Source organism: Aerococcus mictus, from assembly GCF_003286595.3.
GTDB lineage: Bacteria > Bacillota > Bacilli > Lactobacillales > Aerococcaceae > Aerococcus > Aerococcus mictus.
The window spans coordinates 1,988,635-2,004,470 of sequence record NZ_CP132985.1; the positions used below are offsets into that span (position 1 = coordinate 1,988,635).

Below are 15,836 nucleotides of genomic sequence, written 5' to 3' on the forward strand. Positions count from 1 at the left end.
TTTTTGGATTCAGGATAAGTTGGGGAACATCAGCAGCTTTAATCCAAATGCTGAATTGCCTTCGCAATTTTTCTATGTGGATTTAGAGTCTGTTTGTGGTACTCAATTAGTCGATTATAAATTCATGAGTAAGGAAGAGGCACCTTCACGAGCTAAAAGATTAGCTAAGAAAGGTGATATTTTTTATCAAACAGTTCGACCATATCAAAGAAATAATTTACTTTTTAATGAAGATGATAATGAGTTTGTTTTTTCAACTGGCTATGCACAGATTAGGACAAATATAATAAATAATAAGTTTCTTTTTTACTTATTGCAAACAGATAAATTCGTATTAAAGGTCCTAAGTATGTGCACAGGGACCAGCTACCCAGCAATAACTTCAGCTGAAATGTCTAAGGTAATAATTCATTATCCTAAAAAACAATTAGAGCAAATAAAGATAGGTGAATTGTTGAATCGATTAGACTTTATTATTACTCTTGAGCAACAAAAAATCGAAAAGTTAGAGCTCCTGAAACAGTATTTGTTGCAGAATATGTTTGCCGATGAGAGTGGATATCCTAACTTAAGGTTTAGAGGTTATACCGGTCCTTGGTTCAAAAATAAAGGGAAAAATATATTTAAAAAGATTACAGAAAAAAAACAAGCCCATCTTCCTGTCTTATCGGCAACACAAGATAAAGGCATGGTGCTAAGAGATGAATTCAATGAAAGGCTACAGTACGATAGAAAAAACCTCTCTAATTACAAAGTTGTAAGACCTGGTCAATTTGTTGTTCATTTACGTTCATTTCAGGGAGGGTTTGCACACTCCAATTATTTAGGTATAACTTCTCCAGCTTATACTATATTCGATTTTATAAATACTAACGAACATAATGATATCTATTGGAAGTTTTACTTTGCAAATGATCACTTTATTTTACTATTAGAGAAAGTAACTTATGGTATTAGAGATGGAAGAACTATAAATTTTTCTGATTTTTGCACTTTGAATATTAATTTTCCATCATTAAGTGAACAGAATAAAATCGCCAAATTATTATTTTCATTAGATTCTCTTATTAATCTCAGAACAACTAAATTAGAAAACTTAACCTCTCTAAAACAAAAACTCCTGTCTTCCCTGTTTATCTAAAATCAATAAAATCGCCTCTGCTAGCTGATTGAGCAGGGGCGATTTACTTTAGTAATGGTATTTACACGATAGGACTTCAATCGCGTCATCTGTGACACGGTAAACTAAACGATCTTGTCTAGTCAGTCGCCTTGACCAATAACCCGATAGATCATATTTTAAAGGTTCCGGCTTACCTAGTCCTTGGTAGGGGGCTTCTTTGATGGCTCGTAATAAGCGATAGATCTTATCATAGACTTTTCGGTCATTTTCTTTCCAAACGTCACGTTCGATAACAGACCCCCGACTCCAATGAACTTTCATTAGATTTCCTCAACTTCATAATCGCCACGATCGAGCTCATCCATGGCTTGGTAGAGGTTTTCACGGTTGGCGCGGCTCGATAAGAGATGGTAAGTCTCCATCAGACTGTCAAAATCTGATTTGGCCATAACAACCACATCATTCCCATTCTGAGAGGTTACAGTATATTCAATAGCATCTTCATTAATCTGGTCCATGTATTTCTTCATATTCTGTCTGAAATCACTATAATTGGTTACTTCCATCGTGCTCACCTCACCACTATTGCACAATAATTTGTACAACCTTTCAATTCAAAGCTATAACTGACATAGAATCTCCATCATCTTGTTATTATCCTTATCCTCTAACTCTTGAATAATATGGAGATAGGTTTTTTGAGTCGTCGCCATGTTGGCATGGCCCAAGCGTTTAGCCACACTTGCAATTGACACACCACCATAAAGCAGCATAGAAGCGTGCGTATGGCGGAGGGCATGAATAGTGATCTCTGGAATTCCAGCCTGTTGGCAGAGTTTAGCCAAGCGTTGATTGACTGTTGAATTATGGATCCGTCCCTGAACGAAGATCGGCTTTTGTTGAGGATAATTTTGAATGAGTTGTTGGAATTGTAGAGTCAACTGCCAATCTAGACGTAGCTTGCGCACCGAAGAAGCATTCTTAGTCGGCACAAAGCCGCCTTCATCCTTCTTGTAGTCCCAGGTCTTATTAATCGAGAGCATGTGCTGGCTGAAATTGAAATCTGAAGGTGTAACACCCAAGGCCTCACTGAAACGTAAGCCTGTTTTGGCAACTAAGAGGATGAGCCAATCATAAGAAATCTCTGTCTGCAAGTGTAGTTGATTTAATAACTTATGCAAATCTTCCTGGTTTAGATACTTGGCCTTTTTAATCTTCCCTTTGACGCCTTTAATCACAACTTTTCGCGTCGGATCGCGATCAATTAATCCCTCGTCATAAGCCTCCAGAATCGCTCCTTTCACTAAATGATGAAAGTCTAAAGTCGTTTGTTTCTCATGACTTTGGGCAAATTGATTAAGTAAAGCTTGATAGTTCTTCTTAGTCAACTGGTCTAAAGTTAAGTTTGGCGCTAAGTGTTTCAAATGCCGCCAGGTTAGGTCGTATTTCCTCAGAGTCACATCACGCACCGCCCCTAACTTATATAGCTCAAACCACTCCTTAAAATATTCATGAAAAACAATCTTTCGTTTTCTTGCCATAATAAAACCTCCTGATAATATTTGTTCTAGCGAACCTTCTTATTATCAGGAAGTTTATGGAGATGTTAAATAAATAATGATTGGAGGAGCTTGGATTTTATCAGCTTAAATTCTTTTAATTTGTTTTCTTCCAAATCAATTAAATCAGTTGTTGATTTTAATAATCTACCAATACGTACTCCTTCTTCATAAGAAGGAACAGAAATTTTCAATTCACAAAATTTGTTTTTAGAAATATTATAACGTGAGATCCCTTGAGCTAATTTCATAACTCTTGAACGAAATTCTGGAGATCTAAAATAGTAAGCTAAATAATAAGAATCTATCTTTTCTTTTATCCGAACTCCAAAACAGAAACTATTTAAATATATATTATTAAGATCGTAATCCCATAACGATGACATTCCTACTTCCTCAGGGGTTTCAGAAGAAGTTGTGAAAAGAAAGTCACCTTTCTTAACTTCGTTTTGCTTATAGTCGATATCAATTGCGTCAGTTCCATCAAGTTTTGCTACAGGGTTATCAAAAACATTTTTATATTCTATGTATCTAGCTTCACCCTTTCCAAAATCTTCTTTTGTCTTACCGGATAGTCCTGAATAACTATCGCTAATTGTATTTAATTTACTTCTTTCCCATTTGTTATTATAACCTTTAAATCTAACTCTAGGATATCCGCTCTCATCAGCAAACATATTCTGCAACAAATACTGTTTCAGGAGTTCTAACTTCTCGATTTTTTGTTGCTCAAGAGTAATAATTCTATCTAAAGAATAGAAAAGTTTAGAGATTTTAGATTGTTCAAATGTATTTGGGACTTTTACAGAAATTGAATATATTGTTTGCTTTGATAAACTGGGAACACCCGAGGCTTCATTATACTTTTTCCAATTAATGGTCTTAAATAGATAGTAAAAAAACATTATATTATTTTGTTGCTGTGTTGTTATATAGAATAAAGTATCTACTGTCCAAAATGGAGCTTTTAAATAAATTGGATTATCTATAGTTCCTTTTCTGCCCAAACCTACAGCATCTATATCGGATAAACTCTTATTTACCGATAACATGTAACCACCTGTACCATATACTGGAATGTGTCCTTCAGAAAGATTTTTATAATCTTTTCCAGAATTAATTACTGTTAGTTCATGTAACTTATCCTGAATCCAATCATCCGTGAATCCCTTGAACCTAAGCTCGGGTTGTTTTCTTTCTTCTGCCATTATTTAAACACATCCTTTATCGCTTGAATGAGTTCCGCAGTTTCATCTGTCACCTGCAAGTCATCCACCATTTCTAAGAATTCGGCTGTGGTTTGCTCAAGTTCTTGGTTAATTTCTTGCATGTCCTTGCTGACTTGGACGATATCGATAGGTTCAGGTTCTTCGAAGGTATCCACATAGCGCGGAATATTGAGGTTGTAATCATTCTCTTGAATCTCTTCATAGCTTGCTTTATGGGCATATTTGTCAACGTCTTCCCGCTTATTATAGGTATCAATAATTTTATCAATATGTTCTTTCGTTAAGATATTTTGTGTTTTTACTTTTTCAAACTCTTTGGACGCATCGATAAAGAAGACATCACGGCTGGTCCGATTCTTCTTCAAAACAATAATCGTGGTTGGAATGCTGGTGTTATAGAAGAGATTTTCAGGGAGCCCAATCACCGTATCAATATACCCATTCTCAAGCATGGCCTGACGCAACTTACCTTCAGAGGCACCCCGGAAGAGGACGCCGTGCGGCAGGACGATACACATGGTTCCATCAGTACGCAAGTGGTAGAAACCATGGAGTAAGAAGGCGAAATCAGCCCGTGACTTAGGCGGTAAGACCCCATAGGCAGCAAAACGCGGATCGTCTAAAAAGCCCTTATCTGCCGACCACTTCTGGGAGTATGGTGGATTCATTAAGACAATATCAAAGTTAGTTGGTTCATCTGTGGGCCAGTCAGCGTCCAAGGTATCCCCATTGCGTAACTTCTGATGGTCAGTTGGCACTCCGTGGAGCATCATATTCATCTTGGCCAAGTTGTAGGTTGAGGTATTGATTTCTTGACCAAAGTAACGAATGGAATTCTCCACGTTCTCATCAGCGTACTTCTTGGTGTTTAAGAGCAGAGATCCTGACCCCATGGTTGGGTCATAAGCCGTCAATCCTAGCTTGTCTTCTTTTCCTTGGATAGCAATCCGGGTCATTAATTCTGAGACGGGTTGGGGCGTATAGAATTCTCCCGCTTTCTTCCCGGATTCAGAGGCAAACTGACCCAGTAAGAATTCATAGGCATCCCCTAAGAGGTCCGCATTTTTAGCAAAGTTCAGTCCCGCTAATTCCTTCATCACCGCTGTAATGGTTTGGTTACGTTTCTGAGGTGTTGGGCCCAAGCGGCGCGACATGAGGTCCACGTCTTCAAATAAGTTCTCGAAATCAGGATGGGACCGTTCAATATCACGGAAACCCTGAGCTAACTCTTCCAGCATAAAGTTATTATCATTAATCTTTTCCATAAACTTGGTAAAGGTAAAGTCAGGATGAATGGTGTAAGAATAGGTGTATCTTAATTCATTAAGGAGATCTTCACCGTCCTCTTCATCATAATAAGTTTCCTCGTATAGGGCTTGCGCTTGGTTAAGGTCGACAAAGTCTTCCCCCATCAAATCACAGGTCTTTTCTAATAGTTGGTCGGATAGAAACTTATAGAAAATAATTCCTAAGGTATAGTTCTTATATTCGTTGGCATCCATCTTTGAACGCAGCACATTCGCCGAATTCCATAGAGCCTGTTGAATGGTCGTTACTTGTTCAGACATTAATAGTCACTCCACCTTCAAATAATAAAAAAGTTTTTAATTCTAATTATACTGTAAACCAGTAAAAAACCCAAAAGATCCTTGACTAGCTTTAAGCTTTCACTAAATCAAAAAAGGCTTTGACCATCGTCTCAGCCTTTATTTTCAATTTTATCGCTTATTTTTAGGCGGACGTACGTCTACCTGCAATTCACTGTATTCAATGTCATAAATATCGAAAAGATGGCGAATAATGTTCATCTTATTCCAATTATTAATGCCCGTATCAATATAGATATCTTTAGTGACCTGATTACGCCATTCACCTTCACTCGTTGACAAACGCGTTTGCCAGCCCCGTGATTTTTGTTCCTCTGCTATTTGATAAAGGGTTTGATAGTCCAGATAAGCAAGTTCTTGTAAAACTTCAATCAACAAGGTTTTCCAATTTTTGACCGGCCGATATTCCTGGTCCCGAAAGATATAGCCTTTAATCTGATAGCTATTAAAATCTTTTTCCCCGTCATAAGTTTCTAATCCATCTTGGCTCTCCGTTTTAATTTCAAAATCAACGTCCGGATAGGGCCATACTTCCAAGGCTTTATCCGCTAAGAGACGTGTTCTTTCCTTAATGGTTTCTTCATTCCAATGGTCCACTTCCCTAGGCAAGGCATTAAGGTATACGAAATGGCTCTCATTAAAGCCTTTGTCCATGGTCTTCTTGGTTTGAAAGGACTTGTTACTATATTTGGAATTATAACCAGTGATAGTTAAATTGCCTAAACGATTTAGGTAACTTTCATGAATCGCCTCATAGTTAGGACCTAGTTCATTTATCCAAGTTTTACTTAACTTTTGTGGCATGATATGCTCAATCGAATAATTTCCTTCCTCTATCCCTTGATAAATATTCAAAATCTCATGATGATTATAATTTTCTAATCGCTCAAAGAGATAAGTCCGATAATTAGGGCGAATATTATAGAAATCCCTCATCCGTAAGTCAGGTAAGACTTCTTCATCTTTAGGGAAGGCTATATTTTTCGACTTATTAACCAGTAAAGCGCCTAGAACTTCGACTTTTTCTACGGATTGGCCTTCTTCTTTAGCCTGCTTATAGATCCGTTGAAAATCACGGTATAAGGAAGAATAGAATTTATTAAATAGGTTTGTTGAGGATTTAATGATAATGTGACGAGCAGTAAAGGATTCGATCAGTTCTAACATAGCAACCGCCTCATCCTCCAATAGTTCTCCCTTATTATAGGCCAGGATCAATGACATCAAGAAAGGCCGCATTACTGTTAGATCGATTTGACTAAGGCGGAATAGAATATCATCAATGGCATGGTGTCCTGTATTGGCTGATACCACTTCCTGAAAGGCATAGGAATAATCATTAATTTCTTTAAAAAATCTTTCCTTGTCCGTGAAATTATTCTCATAAAACCTTTTGAAATCTTCATATAAGCGCGATTTAACTGGATACTTGCCTTGCTTAATGGCCATGTAATACCAGAAAAATAAGCTTAAATCATATTGGGTCCGTTTTTCTATTGGATGCCAGTAAGTGATAAAATAACGATTTTGGTCTTCCTGGTTTTCATTCATTAAGAGGAAATTCCGTATCTTATCCGCTTCAGTAAGATCCACTCCAGTTGAGTTAAGGCTTTCGAAAATTAATTGAGCATCATCATCCGGCGAACTCAAATTAACCCCCATCACTTCAAGCCTGGAAATCACTTGTATCAGATCAACAATAGACAGCGACGTTTGCTCTACTTGTTGGTAAAAATAATTATAATTGTCCAGCACATTGGTATTACCAACATCAACTGCCCGCTCTGCATGTTTGGGATCTGTCAGTAATAATTTATAAATTTTATCGTCTTCAATATTCAGCCGTAATTTATATTTATCAGCTTCATTAGACAAGCGGTTCACCAAGTATTCATCACGGATATTCTCACTCGTGAAGGACCCCTCACTGACATTGTTATCGTCCATCCAATTACACAAAGCTAGAAATAGTAAAGAAACCGTAGTAATCCGCTGTTGACCGTCAATAACAATGGTTTCATCTATCAGGGTGCCTGGTTTTACAACAATGGACCCGAAGAAATGGGTCCGGCGTCCTTCCTCATGAATACTCATCAAATCGGAAAATAAACGTTTACAGTTATCTAACTTCCAATCATAGTTACGTTGGTAAACAGGGATAATGATCTTTGAAGACCGTTTCAGAAAGTTAGCTAAATTTTGAATACTACCGTCCATAAATACACCTAATTCCTTTAAAAACTTTAACTCTTTTAAGTATAACAAAGAATAAGGCTAATTTAGTGATTGCGGTAGTGTTGTTTTATTTTTTACTTTAAAAAAATATTAAATCGCTCAATGCTTTCTATTTTTAATAATTTATCAATTATCCTATGTTTATCATTCTATTAAAGACAAATTCACCCCAATCCCCTTGACAAATCCATTCTAACCGGATTTAATTAAAGAAAGTGTTTTCATTGTATTTTATAACGAGACAATCAACTATCAAACAATATCTTAATGGAGGAAATAATATGAAGAAACGACCACAAGGATTCCTATATCTAACCGCCCTACTTGCCTTATTCCTTGTCGGCTGCCAAAACAATCCTGACCAAGCCACTGACACCAGCGAAAGCCAGGAATCGGTAAGTTCTGAATCCAGTTCAGAAAAAGAAGAAGCCAAGGAAAAAGAATCCAACAAAGAAGAGTCTGAGAGCAAACAAGAGGAGGAAAAAGCAGAAAAAGCTGCCAAGGAAGAAAAGGCTGAAAGTGAAAGCCAAGCGGAAGAGACTGAATCTGAAAGCTCAGCCAATGAGTCCACCGCCACAAGTCTTGAGGATCAGACGACTGATTCTGACCAGCAAGGTATTGATATCGATCAAATCCAAGCAGGGGATTTTTCCACTCTGGTAGGAACTTGGCGTAATGGTCGCGGACAGGAATTTGTCATTCATGAAGACGGCTATGTCGAGCCCCACAGCTTCATCAATTTGGATGGTAGCAAAAGGGAAGGTCAATTTTTAGTGGCAGATCTTAGAGCCACAGATGGTTATATTGGTGGAGCAGCCTTTTACATTATTCCGGCAGGAGTAGAAGTTTATAACTCTATGGATCACCTAGTTGATGCCTCAGATAAAAGCCGTGACCGCTTGCTTGGAGGACACACTTATGACATGATCGAATACCCAAATGAATTCTTTTATCGTGTAGACTAAACCTAAAATTTCAACTCACAAAAAGGCACAGCAATCCCTTCAATGACTAGCGGACTGCTGTGCCTTTTAAATTCTACATCATTTTTATCTATAAACACCAACAAACCACTAAGCCTCAGTCCTTAAATTAAAAACGCGGTCAGTTTCCGCCTTGACTTTCTTGATATAGTAAATCAGCTCAGGGTCAAAGAAGCTATTGGTCCCACAAGAGGGGCTAAGTAATAAGCGTTGCCCCTGGGTGGCTTTGTAGATTTGGTAGATTTGATCACGGATGAGGTTCCGGTTGAAGTCGTTGAAGCTAAAGCGGTCAACCCCACAATTCAGGACGAAATCGCTATACCGGAAGACTTCCTCTACGCTGGGTAAGGACTCAAAGGCATGCCAGTTAAAGACTTGGATGGGATAATCCTTGATCAGGTCAAACATAATATTAGTCCCATGGGCATGGAAGCTGTTAAACCAACCCGCCTTGGAAGCTTCTAATATCTTTAAGTCATAGGGTTTACCAAATTCTAAGTATTCTTCCTCCGTTACCCGGTCATAGCGAATAAACTGAGAAGCCAGGTAGACGCCAGCGGCTCCCAAGTCCAAGGCTGCCTGAACATATTGGACTTGGACATTGGTCAAGTTTTCCAGCGTTTGATGAATGAGCTCCTTTTCTTCACTCCGGATAAATTCGACCGCCCGACCCTGGGTCAACTTATCCAGAATCGTCAGCGGACTGAAGGAAATCACCGTAACCGGCACCTGGTCACCAAGAAGATCTAATAGGTAAGTCAGCGATTTTAACTCGCGCTGGTAGCTGGCTGTACTAATATCGAGGTTATGGGGTAGCTTTTTTAAATCTCCTGGCTGGTTATAAGGGGTCTTAACCACTCTGGATACGCCTCCTTTATAAACCGGCGAATGGTCCACCTCATCCACATAGTCCTCCACCGTAAACAGCCCGTTACTGCTGTGACCAGCATAATCCAGGTCATATTGCTTAACTTTTTCTGCCAGCGCTTGAGCATATTTTACCGGATCATGGTCGACTTGAGGCAGGTGTGACTTAAAGGAAAAGGGAACATAGTCAGTGACTTCTTTATTAATAACTTTTCTGATTAATTCAATTTTACTCATCTTTGTTTTCTCCATTATATTCATTTTACAGGGGGCTATCTTAGAGACTGTTTATAGAGGTAGTTGCCAACAAATTGGGCACAGTGAACCAGGAGGATAATTACGAGGATGGTCCCGTACATAATGACTGAGTCAAAGCTATTGTAGCCATAGTTAATGGCCACTGACCCCAGTCCTCCAGCGCCAACCGTTCCGGCAGCTGAAGTCGTCCCGATAATTCCAATAATGGCCACGGTTAAGTTCACAATCACCAGGGGCGCCGCTTCCACTAAGACGACTTCCTTCATGATTTGGTAGTCACTGGCGCCAAATGAGCGGATGGCCTCAATTAAGGATCGCCCGACCTCACGGAAGGAATTCTCTAATAGGCGCGCCACGGTTGCGGTTCCACTGATGGTTAAGGGCACCAAGGCTGCTGTGCGCCCGATAACCCCGCCAACAATGCTTCGGGTTAAGGGGATGACAGCCACGACCAGGATAATGAAGGGAAAGGACCGGACAATATTAATGAAGGCATCCAAAATGCCATAAATAAGAGCATTGGGTCGCAGCCCTTCCTTATCGGTATAATACAAGGCCACCGCGATGATAAAACCTAAGGCGGTCGATAAAATCATGGTAAAAAACACCATATAAGCCGTGTCAAAAACCGATGGCCCTAAAATTGCTGATAATTTTATTAAGCTCGCTTCCATCTTATTCCCTCCATTCAATCTGATGGTCTTTCAAATAGGCTTCCACAAGTGGTCGGTGCTGGGCAGCGACCTGAATTTTAAAATAAGCGGTAGTTCGGTCATTAATTTCCTCATAATGGGCGTCCTCAATCGTGTAAGGAATTTGTAAGTCGGAAAAAATTCGCGATAAGAGGTCCTTTTGCTGGTCAACATCAGGGAGAACCAACTTAAAGGCAAAGTGCCCAGCTTCCACTTGGGGTTCGGTCTCGGCTTCAAGTCCCATTAAGCGCCTTAAAGCGGGTGGTTGGTCAAGGAATAGATCCACCGTATTCCCTGCGGCAACAATCTTGCCATTTTCTAGAATGGCGACTTTATTGCAGATCTTTTTCACCACTTCAATTTCATGGGTGACCACGATAATGGTTAGCTTCAATTTTTGGTTGATCTTCTGTAAGAGGTCAATGATTGACCGGGTAATTGAGGGGTCCAGAGCGGAAGTGGCTTCGTCAGAGAGGAGAAGCTTAGGGTTCAAGGACAAAGCTCTAGCAATACCTACCCGCTGTTTTTGGCCACCGGATAGCTTGCTGGGATAGGCGTCTGCCTTGGCCGACATATCCACTAAGTCTAATAAACTCTGGATCCGCTGGTCATTCTCTTCAATATTCCATAATTTTAAGGGCAGGGCGACATTGTCACGGACCGTTTTGCGATTAATTAACTCAAATTGCTGGAAAATCATGCCAATTTCTTTTTGCAGGTATCTAAGAGAATTGCCTGATAAGCTTTGAATATCCTCACCGAGGACTTGAATAGATCCCGCATCAAAACTTTCCAAACCGTTGATGCAGCGCAGCAAGGTCGACTTGCCGGCCCCACTCTTGCCAACTAGGCCATAGATATCCCCTTCATTGATAGTCAGGTTAATATCCGATAAGACTTCAAAATTTCCATAGAACTTGCGCAAATGTTTGATTTCTACTAAAGGCTCAGTCATCTTAATCACCTGTATAAGGGAACCAGGTCCCGCCGCTGACCTCTTTGACCAGTTCGACGGATTCCTTGGATTCAAAGGCGTCATGGATAATCTTGACCGCCTCTTTATCTTGGTTACCATCCTTGGTGGCTAGGATAAGGGCATTGGCCTTTAAATCTTTGGGTTCAAATTTATACAGGGCATCTTCGGTCTTAAAGCCGGCCTTATTTGCTGCTAGACCACAGAAAACCGCAATATCCACTTCATCCAGGGACTCGATCAAGGTCCCGCCACCTAATTCCACAAATTCCAGATTTTTCGGATTAGAGGTCACATCGAGCGGCGTTAGTGTTTCCCCTTTAGGAATATCTTGTTTGACTTCAATTAATTTGGCCTGCTCTAAGACACGGAGGGCTCGTTGAATATTTGAGGCATCATTTTGAATAGCTACTTTGGCCCCATCAGGAAGCTCATCCAGGGATTTATACTTTCTACTGTAAACACCAATAAATTGTTCAAAGAGAGGCTTTCCGGCTTTGACTAAGCTCGCACCACGGTCTTTATTAAATTGATTCATATAAGCTTCATGTTGCATGATATTGACATCGACTGACCCATCCATCAGGCCTTCATTACTTGCAATAGTACTCTCTGCAACAGACAGTTCCAGCTTGTAGCCTTTTTCATTCAAGGCTTGTTCAACGTATTTAACCATTCCTGCACTCTGTCCGCTAACACCGAGAACTACCTTCTTCTCTTCTTGTTGGTGAGAAAAATATAGAAAACCCGCAGCAACTAGGGCGATAGCAACAAGTGACAAAACAATTTTTTTCATAGATTTACCTCCAAAGGTCATTCGTTTTATCTCTATCCAAGAAAAATACGGGCACTGGGCTCGTCAGTTTCTCTTCAAGGATTTATTTAATAACTAGGCAGTTATTAGTTTGGAAGTTTAGCATAATCTTTCTTGGTCTAGCAATACGACCAAGATACCCATTCACTATCAGTTATAATCGGCGCTTTAGGTCTTTTGCTATTAAGGAGTTAAAAATGCATTTGCCCTATTGGCTTTATTGCTAAAAAAGGCGTCAATTCAGCTTTTTCAACTTAAGGTGGTGTTTGATCGACAGCTTCAATCAGAAAAAGCTTTCCCGTAAACGATCAATAGTAATCATTTACTTCTTGTTATGGATAAATGGCTTAGTCGAAAAAAATAGCCAGCTCGTAAATATAAGCTGGCTGGTCTTAGATAGTATGGAAATAAAATATAATGTCTTTTATTACTCACTTATATCAGTAGTGGAAAATATTTTGATTAATCGCCTGATTTTATAATCCAGATCTTTGCAATAATCATAGCAAAACATCCTCTCTAAACTCCCCCAAATCCCCTTGACAAAGGCATCCCCAAGGTCTTTAATTAAGGAAAGGGTTTTCAATGCATAAGATGATAGGATTAACCATCCTAATACTTGTCAAATTTTAACCTTAGGGAGGACATATGAAGAAAATCAATTTACCAAAAACCACCATGCTAGCACGAATCCACCAACAAAAGCGATCTCTCCTCGCTTTATCCGTCTTAGTCAGCCTATTTGTAGTCGGCTGCCAAAAAGACAGTAACCAGTCAACAGCCACTTCCCAAAGCCAAGAGGCAGTGACTTCTGAAGCTAGCTCAGAAAAAGCGGACAGTAAAGAAAAAGAAGGGCATCAAGACGATAAGGCTGAAAAGCCCGAAAGTAAAACACCAGAGCAAGTCCATCAACTCTACCAAGCCACTCTCGATTGGTATCAAGAAATCGTTAACCTGGCCAAGAACCATGACATCCAAAAAGCGACTATCGAAGACCCTGAAACTTCTTACGTGGCTTTTATTATTAATGATTCCAATGGGGAAAACATCCAATATGCTTTTTATGACATCAATAAGGATGGCCAAGATGAATTAATCTTACGAGACCAGTATACCATTATTGCCATCTATACCCTGCAAGGCGATAAACCCATACTGGCCAAGGAGGGTGGCGTTGCGGGTTCTGGTGGCGAACGTCGGCTCCTTACTCTCTATGACAACGGTAGCTTTGTCTTCAACACTTTCCACTCCCCAAGTCCCGATGCCCAGGCGACCAATTATCGCATCACTAAGGATGGGCAAGTCGAAGAAGTTAAGAAAGTGGCCTACGACTTACAAGAGACCAAGGACCCTGCCCCCTTACTGGGCCTAGAAAATGACAAAAAACTGGATATCGACTCTTTGCCTTGGCAAAAATTAGCACCAAAAGCCAGCCAACCTAGCTCAACAGCCGCCAGTGAGCCGGCGCCCTCTGCTAGCCATCAGGGCGTAGACATCAAGCAAATCCAAGCAGGAGATCTGTCTACACTAGCAGGAACTTGGCGTAATGGTCTGGGTGAGGAGATGACTATTGGCCAAAACGGCCAAGTAAGTACTGGAGAAATCGTACAGACGACGACTGCAAGAATTGAAGGGCAAATTTTATGGGCCAACCTGCTCGCTGGTTCATTTGGGTCTGGCTTAATCGTTGCTCCTGCAGGCAGTCAGATTGTCTTCCATCAATATACTGATGCCTCGGATCAAAGCCGTGACCGTCTCATCGTGACACAGGATATGGGTTATATTGAATCCCCCGAAAGATTTTATTACCGGGTCGATTAAAGTCTACCTCTTCCAATAAAAACTAAAAAAAGACACAGAAAACTGTTCTTTGTTTAACAGCTCTCTGTGTCTTTTCCTTGTTATCAGGATTTCTCCCAGGGGCTAATCCTCTAAATCTTTCAAGAAAAAACGATCCATAGTCGTATGAATCAAATTTTCCGGTTGAGGAATTTCCTTAAAGCCGTATTTTTGATAGAGACCAATGGCTGCTTTTAAGGAGAAATGGGTCTCTAAATACAATTGGCGGTAGCCGGCTGACTTGACTTGCCGGATCAATTCTTCCATCAAAGCCTGGCCTAAGCCCAGACCTCGGACTCCTGGGGCTAGGTAAATCTTTTGTAGCTCAGCGGATTGGTCGAAAAGCTCACATGCCGAAAAGCCTACCCCACCAAGAACCTGGTCATTGTCATCTACAGCGACAAAATAGCCGCGACTTTCAGGCTTGGCTTGGTAAAACTGGCTTAAATGATCTAGTTCTGGGTCATAGTAGGCCGTTCCTGGTTGGTCTAAGCCTACCGATTCTAATGAATGTCTAATAATTTTAGCCAGTTGCCTATCATCTTTAGCTTGGATCGGTCTGATGGTGGTCATTTTATCATCTCTTTTTCATTTGGGTTTGACTTAGTATAGCATAGGCTCACTTTTTTCTCTGGATTCATGTCGTCCTGGACCGTGACTACTCCTCTCATTCACTAGAAAGCGCTTAATTGTATTCATTATATGATATAATTAACTAAAGAGGTGAAACGTCATGAAATGGAAAAACTATCTGTCATTGGCACTAATAGCTGCCACTCTACTTGGCTGTTCCTGTTCGCCATCCAAAGAATCCAAGGAGACTTCCTCAGCGCCTGAACAAGATTCTAGTCAATCCATGAGCCACTCTCAAAGTCCAGCTAAGGAGTCTGCAGACACTTCCCAGGATAATTCTGAGCAAGCACTTGCCCCTAGTCCAAAGCAAGTGGACAGTGCGACCGCTAGCAGTGAAGAAAAGAGCGATGAAGGCCATGCCTCCGCCTCTAACACTGATCCCCTAGCAGCTTATGACCCCTTAGCCATTGAATACGCCCGCATCTGGCTCCAACTAGGCCCTAACCAAGACGCGGACACCATCAATGTCCATATTATCCCTCAGGGCACGCTCATTAACCCCTACCTAGCCAATGGGGCAAGATACCCAGAAACCGTGACCCAATTGACTGGCAATCGGCTCATCGATGGGGTGGTAACCTATTCCAGCAATCATGATGGGACCATTAACCTTTATAATATCCCCTTGCGTTTCGATCTCCCTGACTTTTCCGCCATTCCAGAGTCAACTTACATCCATGAAACCTATAAAATGGCCCAAGCGACCCAGCGAATTGCTGTAGAGCCCAATCAGCCGGACCAAGTCATTGAAACCATTCAAAAATTGAAACGCTAAAGATTTTCACCGCCTTTTAACAGCCAATAAAAAAGCCTTGATCCAGTTCTTCTTTTCCAGAGAAGTCACTGATTCAAGGCTTTCTTTATCAAGTCCCTTTTTCTATTGGGTAACATTCGACTGATCATTTTTCGCTTAACCACCTCTTTCACGGTCCCGCCACAAGCCATTCAGCAACCTAAATGGAGGTTTGCTCGGATGCGTTGCGACAGTCGACGTTTAACAATGCTTGAAGGTCGCGGGAGGATT

Annotated in this window: 15 protein-coding genes; 4 read left to right on the forward strand and 11 right to left on the reverse strand. The window is 40.5% G+C overall.

Annotated features, from left to right (window positions below; translation table 11 throughout):
- The first annotated feature begins 19 nt into the window (after positions 1–19).
- Positions 20–1,141: a restriction endonuclease subunit S gene (locus DBT49_RS09165; protein WP_111835145.1), complete on the forward strand. Its 1,122-nt coding sequence runs from the start codon at positions 20–22 to the stop codon at positions 1,139–1,141.
- Between the two features lie 48 nt (positions 1,142–1,189).
- On the opposite strand, the gene DBT49_RS09170 is transcribed toward DBT49_RS09165, so the two are convergent.
- The 6 genes from DBT49_RS09170 to DBT49_RS09195 all read right to left on the reverse strand — a co-directional run bounded on the left by DBT49_RS09170 (position 1,190) and on the right by DBT49_RS09195 (position 7,735).
- Positions 1,190–1,444 carry a Txe/YoeB family addiction module toxin gene (locus tag DBT49_RS09170; RefSeq protein WP_013668905.1) on the reverse strand — a complete coding sequence of 85 codons (255 nt, stop codon included), beginning with the start codon at positions 1,442–1,444 and terminating at the stop codon, positions 1,190–1,192.
- A complete protein-coding gene (locus DBT49_RS09175; RefSeq protein ID WP_013669662.1) occupies positions 1,444–1,689 on the reverse strand; it encodes a type II toxin-antitoxin system Phd/YefM family antitoxin in 246 nt (81 codons plus the stop codon). The genes DBT49_RS09170 and DBT49_RS09175 overlap by 1 nt, the downstream gene beginning before the upstream one ends.
- Before the next feature lie 54 nt (positions 1,690–1,743).
- On the reverse strand, positions 1,744–2,664 hold the full coding sequence (locus DBT49_RS09180) for a site-specific integrase (protein WP_101560500.1): 921 nt from the start codon (positions 2,662–2,664) through the stop codon (positions 1,744–1,746).
- Positions 2,665–2,729: 65 nt separating this feature from the next.
- Positions 2,730–3,890, reverse strand: a complete 1,161-nt coding sequence (locus DBT49_RS09185) for a restriction endonuclease subunit S (RefSeq protein ID WP_111835146.1) — start codon at positions 3,888–3,890, stop codon at positions 2,730–2,732.
- Complete coding sequence (locus tag DBT49_RS09190; RefSeq protein WP_111839811.1) at positions 3,890–5,479, reverse strand: type I restriction-modification system subunit M; 1,590 nt, start codon at positions 5,477–5,479, stop codon at positions 3,890–3,892. The genes DBT49_RS09185 and DBT49_RS09190 overlap by 1 nt, the downstream gene beginning before the upstream one ends.
- Before the next feature lie 150 nt (positions 5,480–5,629).
- Positions 5,630–7,735 carry a DUF262 domain-containing protein gene (locus DBT49_RS09195; protein WP_013669213.1) on the reverse strand — a complete coding sequence of 702 codons (2,106 nt, stop codon included), beginning with the start codon at positions 7,733–7,735 and terminating at the stop codon, positions 5,630–5,632.
- Between the two features lie 299 nt (positions 7,736–8,034).
- Between DBT49_RS09195 and DBT49_RS09200 the strand changes: the two genes are divergently transcribed.
- Entirely contained in the window at positions 8,035–8,718 is a 684-nt protein-coding gene (locus tag DBT49_RS09200; RefSeq protein WP_013669219.1) for a DUF6287 domain-containing protein, read from the forward strand.
- A gap of 108 nt (positions 8,719–8,826) precedes the next feature.
- Here the strand turns inward: DBT49_RS09200 and DBT49_RS09205 are convergent, their stop codons facing one another.
- The 4 genes from DBT49_RS09205 to DBT49_RS09220 are packed head-to-tail and all read right to left on the reverse strand — an operon-like array spanning position 8,827 to position 12,322.
- A complete protein-coding gene (locus DBT49_RS09205) occupies positions 8,827–9,840 on the reverse strand; it encodes a uroporphyrinogen decarboxylase family protein (RefSeq protein WP_013668572.1) in 1,014 nt (337 codons plus the stop codon).
- Between the two features lie 35 nt (positions 9,841–9,875).
- Entirely contained in the window at positions 9,876–10,535 is a 660-nt protein-coding gene (locus DBT49_RS09210; protein ID WP_013669554.1) for a methionine ABC transporter permease, read from the reverse strand.
- Position 10,536: 1 nt separating this feature from the next.
- Entirely contained in the window at positions 10,537–11,508 is a 972-nt protein-coding gene (locus DBT49_RS09215; protein ID WP_013668981.1) for a methionine ABC transporter ATP-binding protein, read from the reverse strand.
- A 1-nt stretch (position 11,509) separates the two neighbouring features.
- Complete coding sequence (locus DBT49_RS09220; RefSeq protein WP_168163186.1) at positions 11,510–12,322, reverse strand: MetQ/NlpA family ABC transporter substrate-binding protein; 813 nt, start codon at positions 12,320–12,322, stop codon at positions 11,510–11,512.
- A gap of 666 nt (positions 12,323–12,988) precedes the next feature.
- Between DBT49_RS09220 and DBT49_RS09225 the strand changes: the two genes are divergently transcribed.
- Complete coding sequence (locus DBT49_RS09225; RefSeq protein WP_013668815.1) at positions 12,989–14,161, forward strand: DUF6287 domain-containing protein; 1,173 nt, start codon at positions 12,989–12,991, stop codon at positions 14,159–14,161.
- 102 nt (positions 14,162–14,263) lie between these two features.
- On the opposite strand, the gene DBT49_RS09230 is transcribed toward DBT49_RS09225, so the two are convergent.
- A complete protein-coding gene (locus tag DBT49_RS09230) occupies positions 14,264–14,752 on the reverse strand; it encodes a GNAT family N-acetyltransferase (protein WP_013669347.1) in 489 nt (162 codons plus the stop codon).
- Between the two features lie 160 nt (positions 14,753–14,912).
- On the opposite strand from DBT49_RS09230, the gene DBT49_RS09235 reads away from it, so the two are divergent.
- On the forward strand, positions 14,913–15,587 hold the full coding sequence (locus DBT49_RS09235; RefSeq protein ID WP_013668974.1) for a hypothetical protein: 675 nt from the start codon (positions 14,913–14,915) through the stop codon (positions 15,585–15,587).
- Positions 15,588–15,836: the final 249 nt, after the last annotated feature.

Coding starts and splice junctions, on each gene's coding strand:
- DBT49_RS09170 (WP_013668905.1), bottom strand. CDS start 1,444: ATGAAAGTTCATTGGAGTCGGGGGTCTGTTATCGAACGTGACGTTTGG.
- DBT49_RS09175 (WP_013669662.1), bottom strand. CDS start 1,689: ATGGAAGTAACCAATTATAGTGATTTCAGACAGAATATGAAGAAATAC.
- DBT49_RS09180 (WP_101560500.1), bottom strand. CDS start 2,664: ATGGCAAGAAAACGAAAGATTGTTTTTCATGAATATTTTAAGGAGTGG.
- DBT49_RS09185 (WP_111835146.1), bottom strand. CDS start 3,890: ATGGCAGAAGAAAGAAAACAACCCGAGCTTAGGTTCAAGGGATTCACG.
- DBT49_RS09190 (WP_111839811.1), bottom strand. CDS start 5,479: ATGTCTGAACAAGTAACGACCATTCAACAGGCTCTATGGAATTCGGCG.
- DBT49_RS09195 (WP_013669213.1), bottom strand. CDS start 7,735: ATGGACGGTAGTATTCAAAATTTAGCTAACTTTCTGAAACGGTCTTCA.
- DBT49_RS09200 (WP_013669219.1), top strand. CDS start 8,035: ATGAAGAAACGACCACAAGGATTCCTATATCTAACCGCCCTACTTGCC.
- DBT49_RS09205 (WP_013668572.1), bottom strand. CDS start 9,840: ATGAGTAAAATTGAATTAATCAGAAAAGTTATTAATAAAGAAGTCACT.
- DBT49_RS09210 (WP_013669554.1), bottom strand. CDS start 10,535: ATGGAAGCGAGCTTAATAAAATTATCAGCAATTTTAGGGCCATCGGTT.
- DBT49_RS09215 (WP_013668981.1), bottom strand. CDS start 11,508: ATGACTGAGCCTTTAGTAGAAATCAAACATTTGCGCAAGTTCTATGGA.
- DBT49_RS09220 (WP_168163186.1), bottom strand. CDS start 12,322: ATGAAAAAAATTGTTTTGTCACTTGTTGCTATCGCCCTAGTTGCTGCG.
- DBT49_RS09225 (WP_013668815.1), top strand. CDS start 12,989: ATGAAGAAAATCAATTTACCAAAAACCACCATGCTAGCACGAATCCAC.
- DBT49_RS09230 (WP_013669347.1), bottom strand. CDS start 14,752: ATGACCACCATCAGACCGATCCAAGCTAAAGATGATAGGCAACTGGCT.
- DBT49_RS09235 (WP_013668974.1), top strand. CDS start 14,913: ATGAAATGGAAAAACTATCTGTCATTGGCACTAATAGCTGCCACTCTA.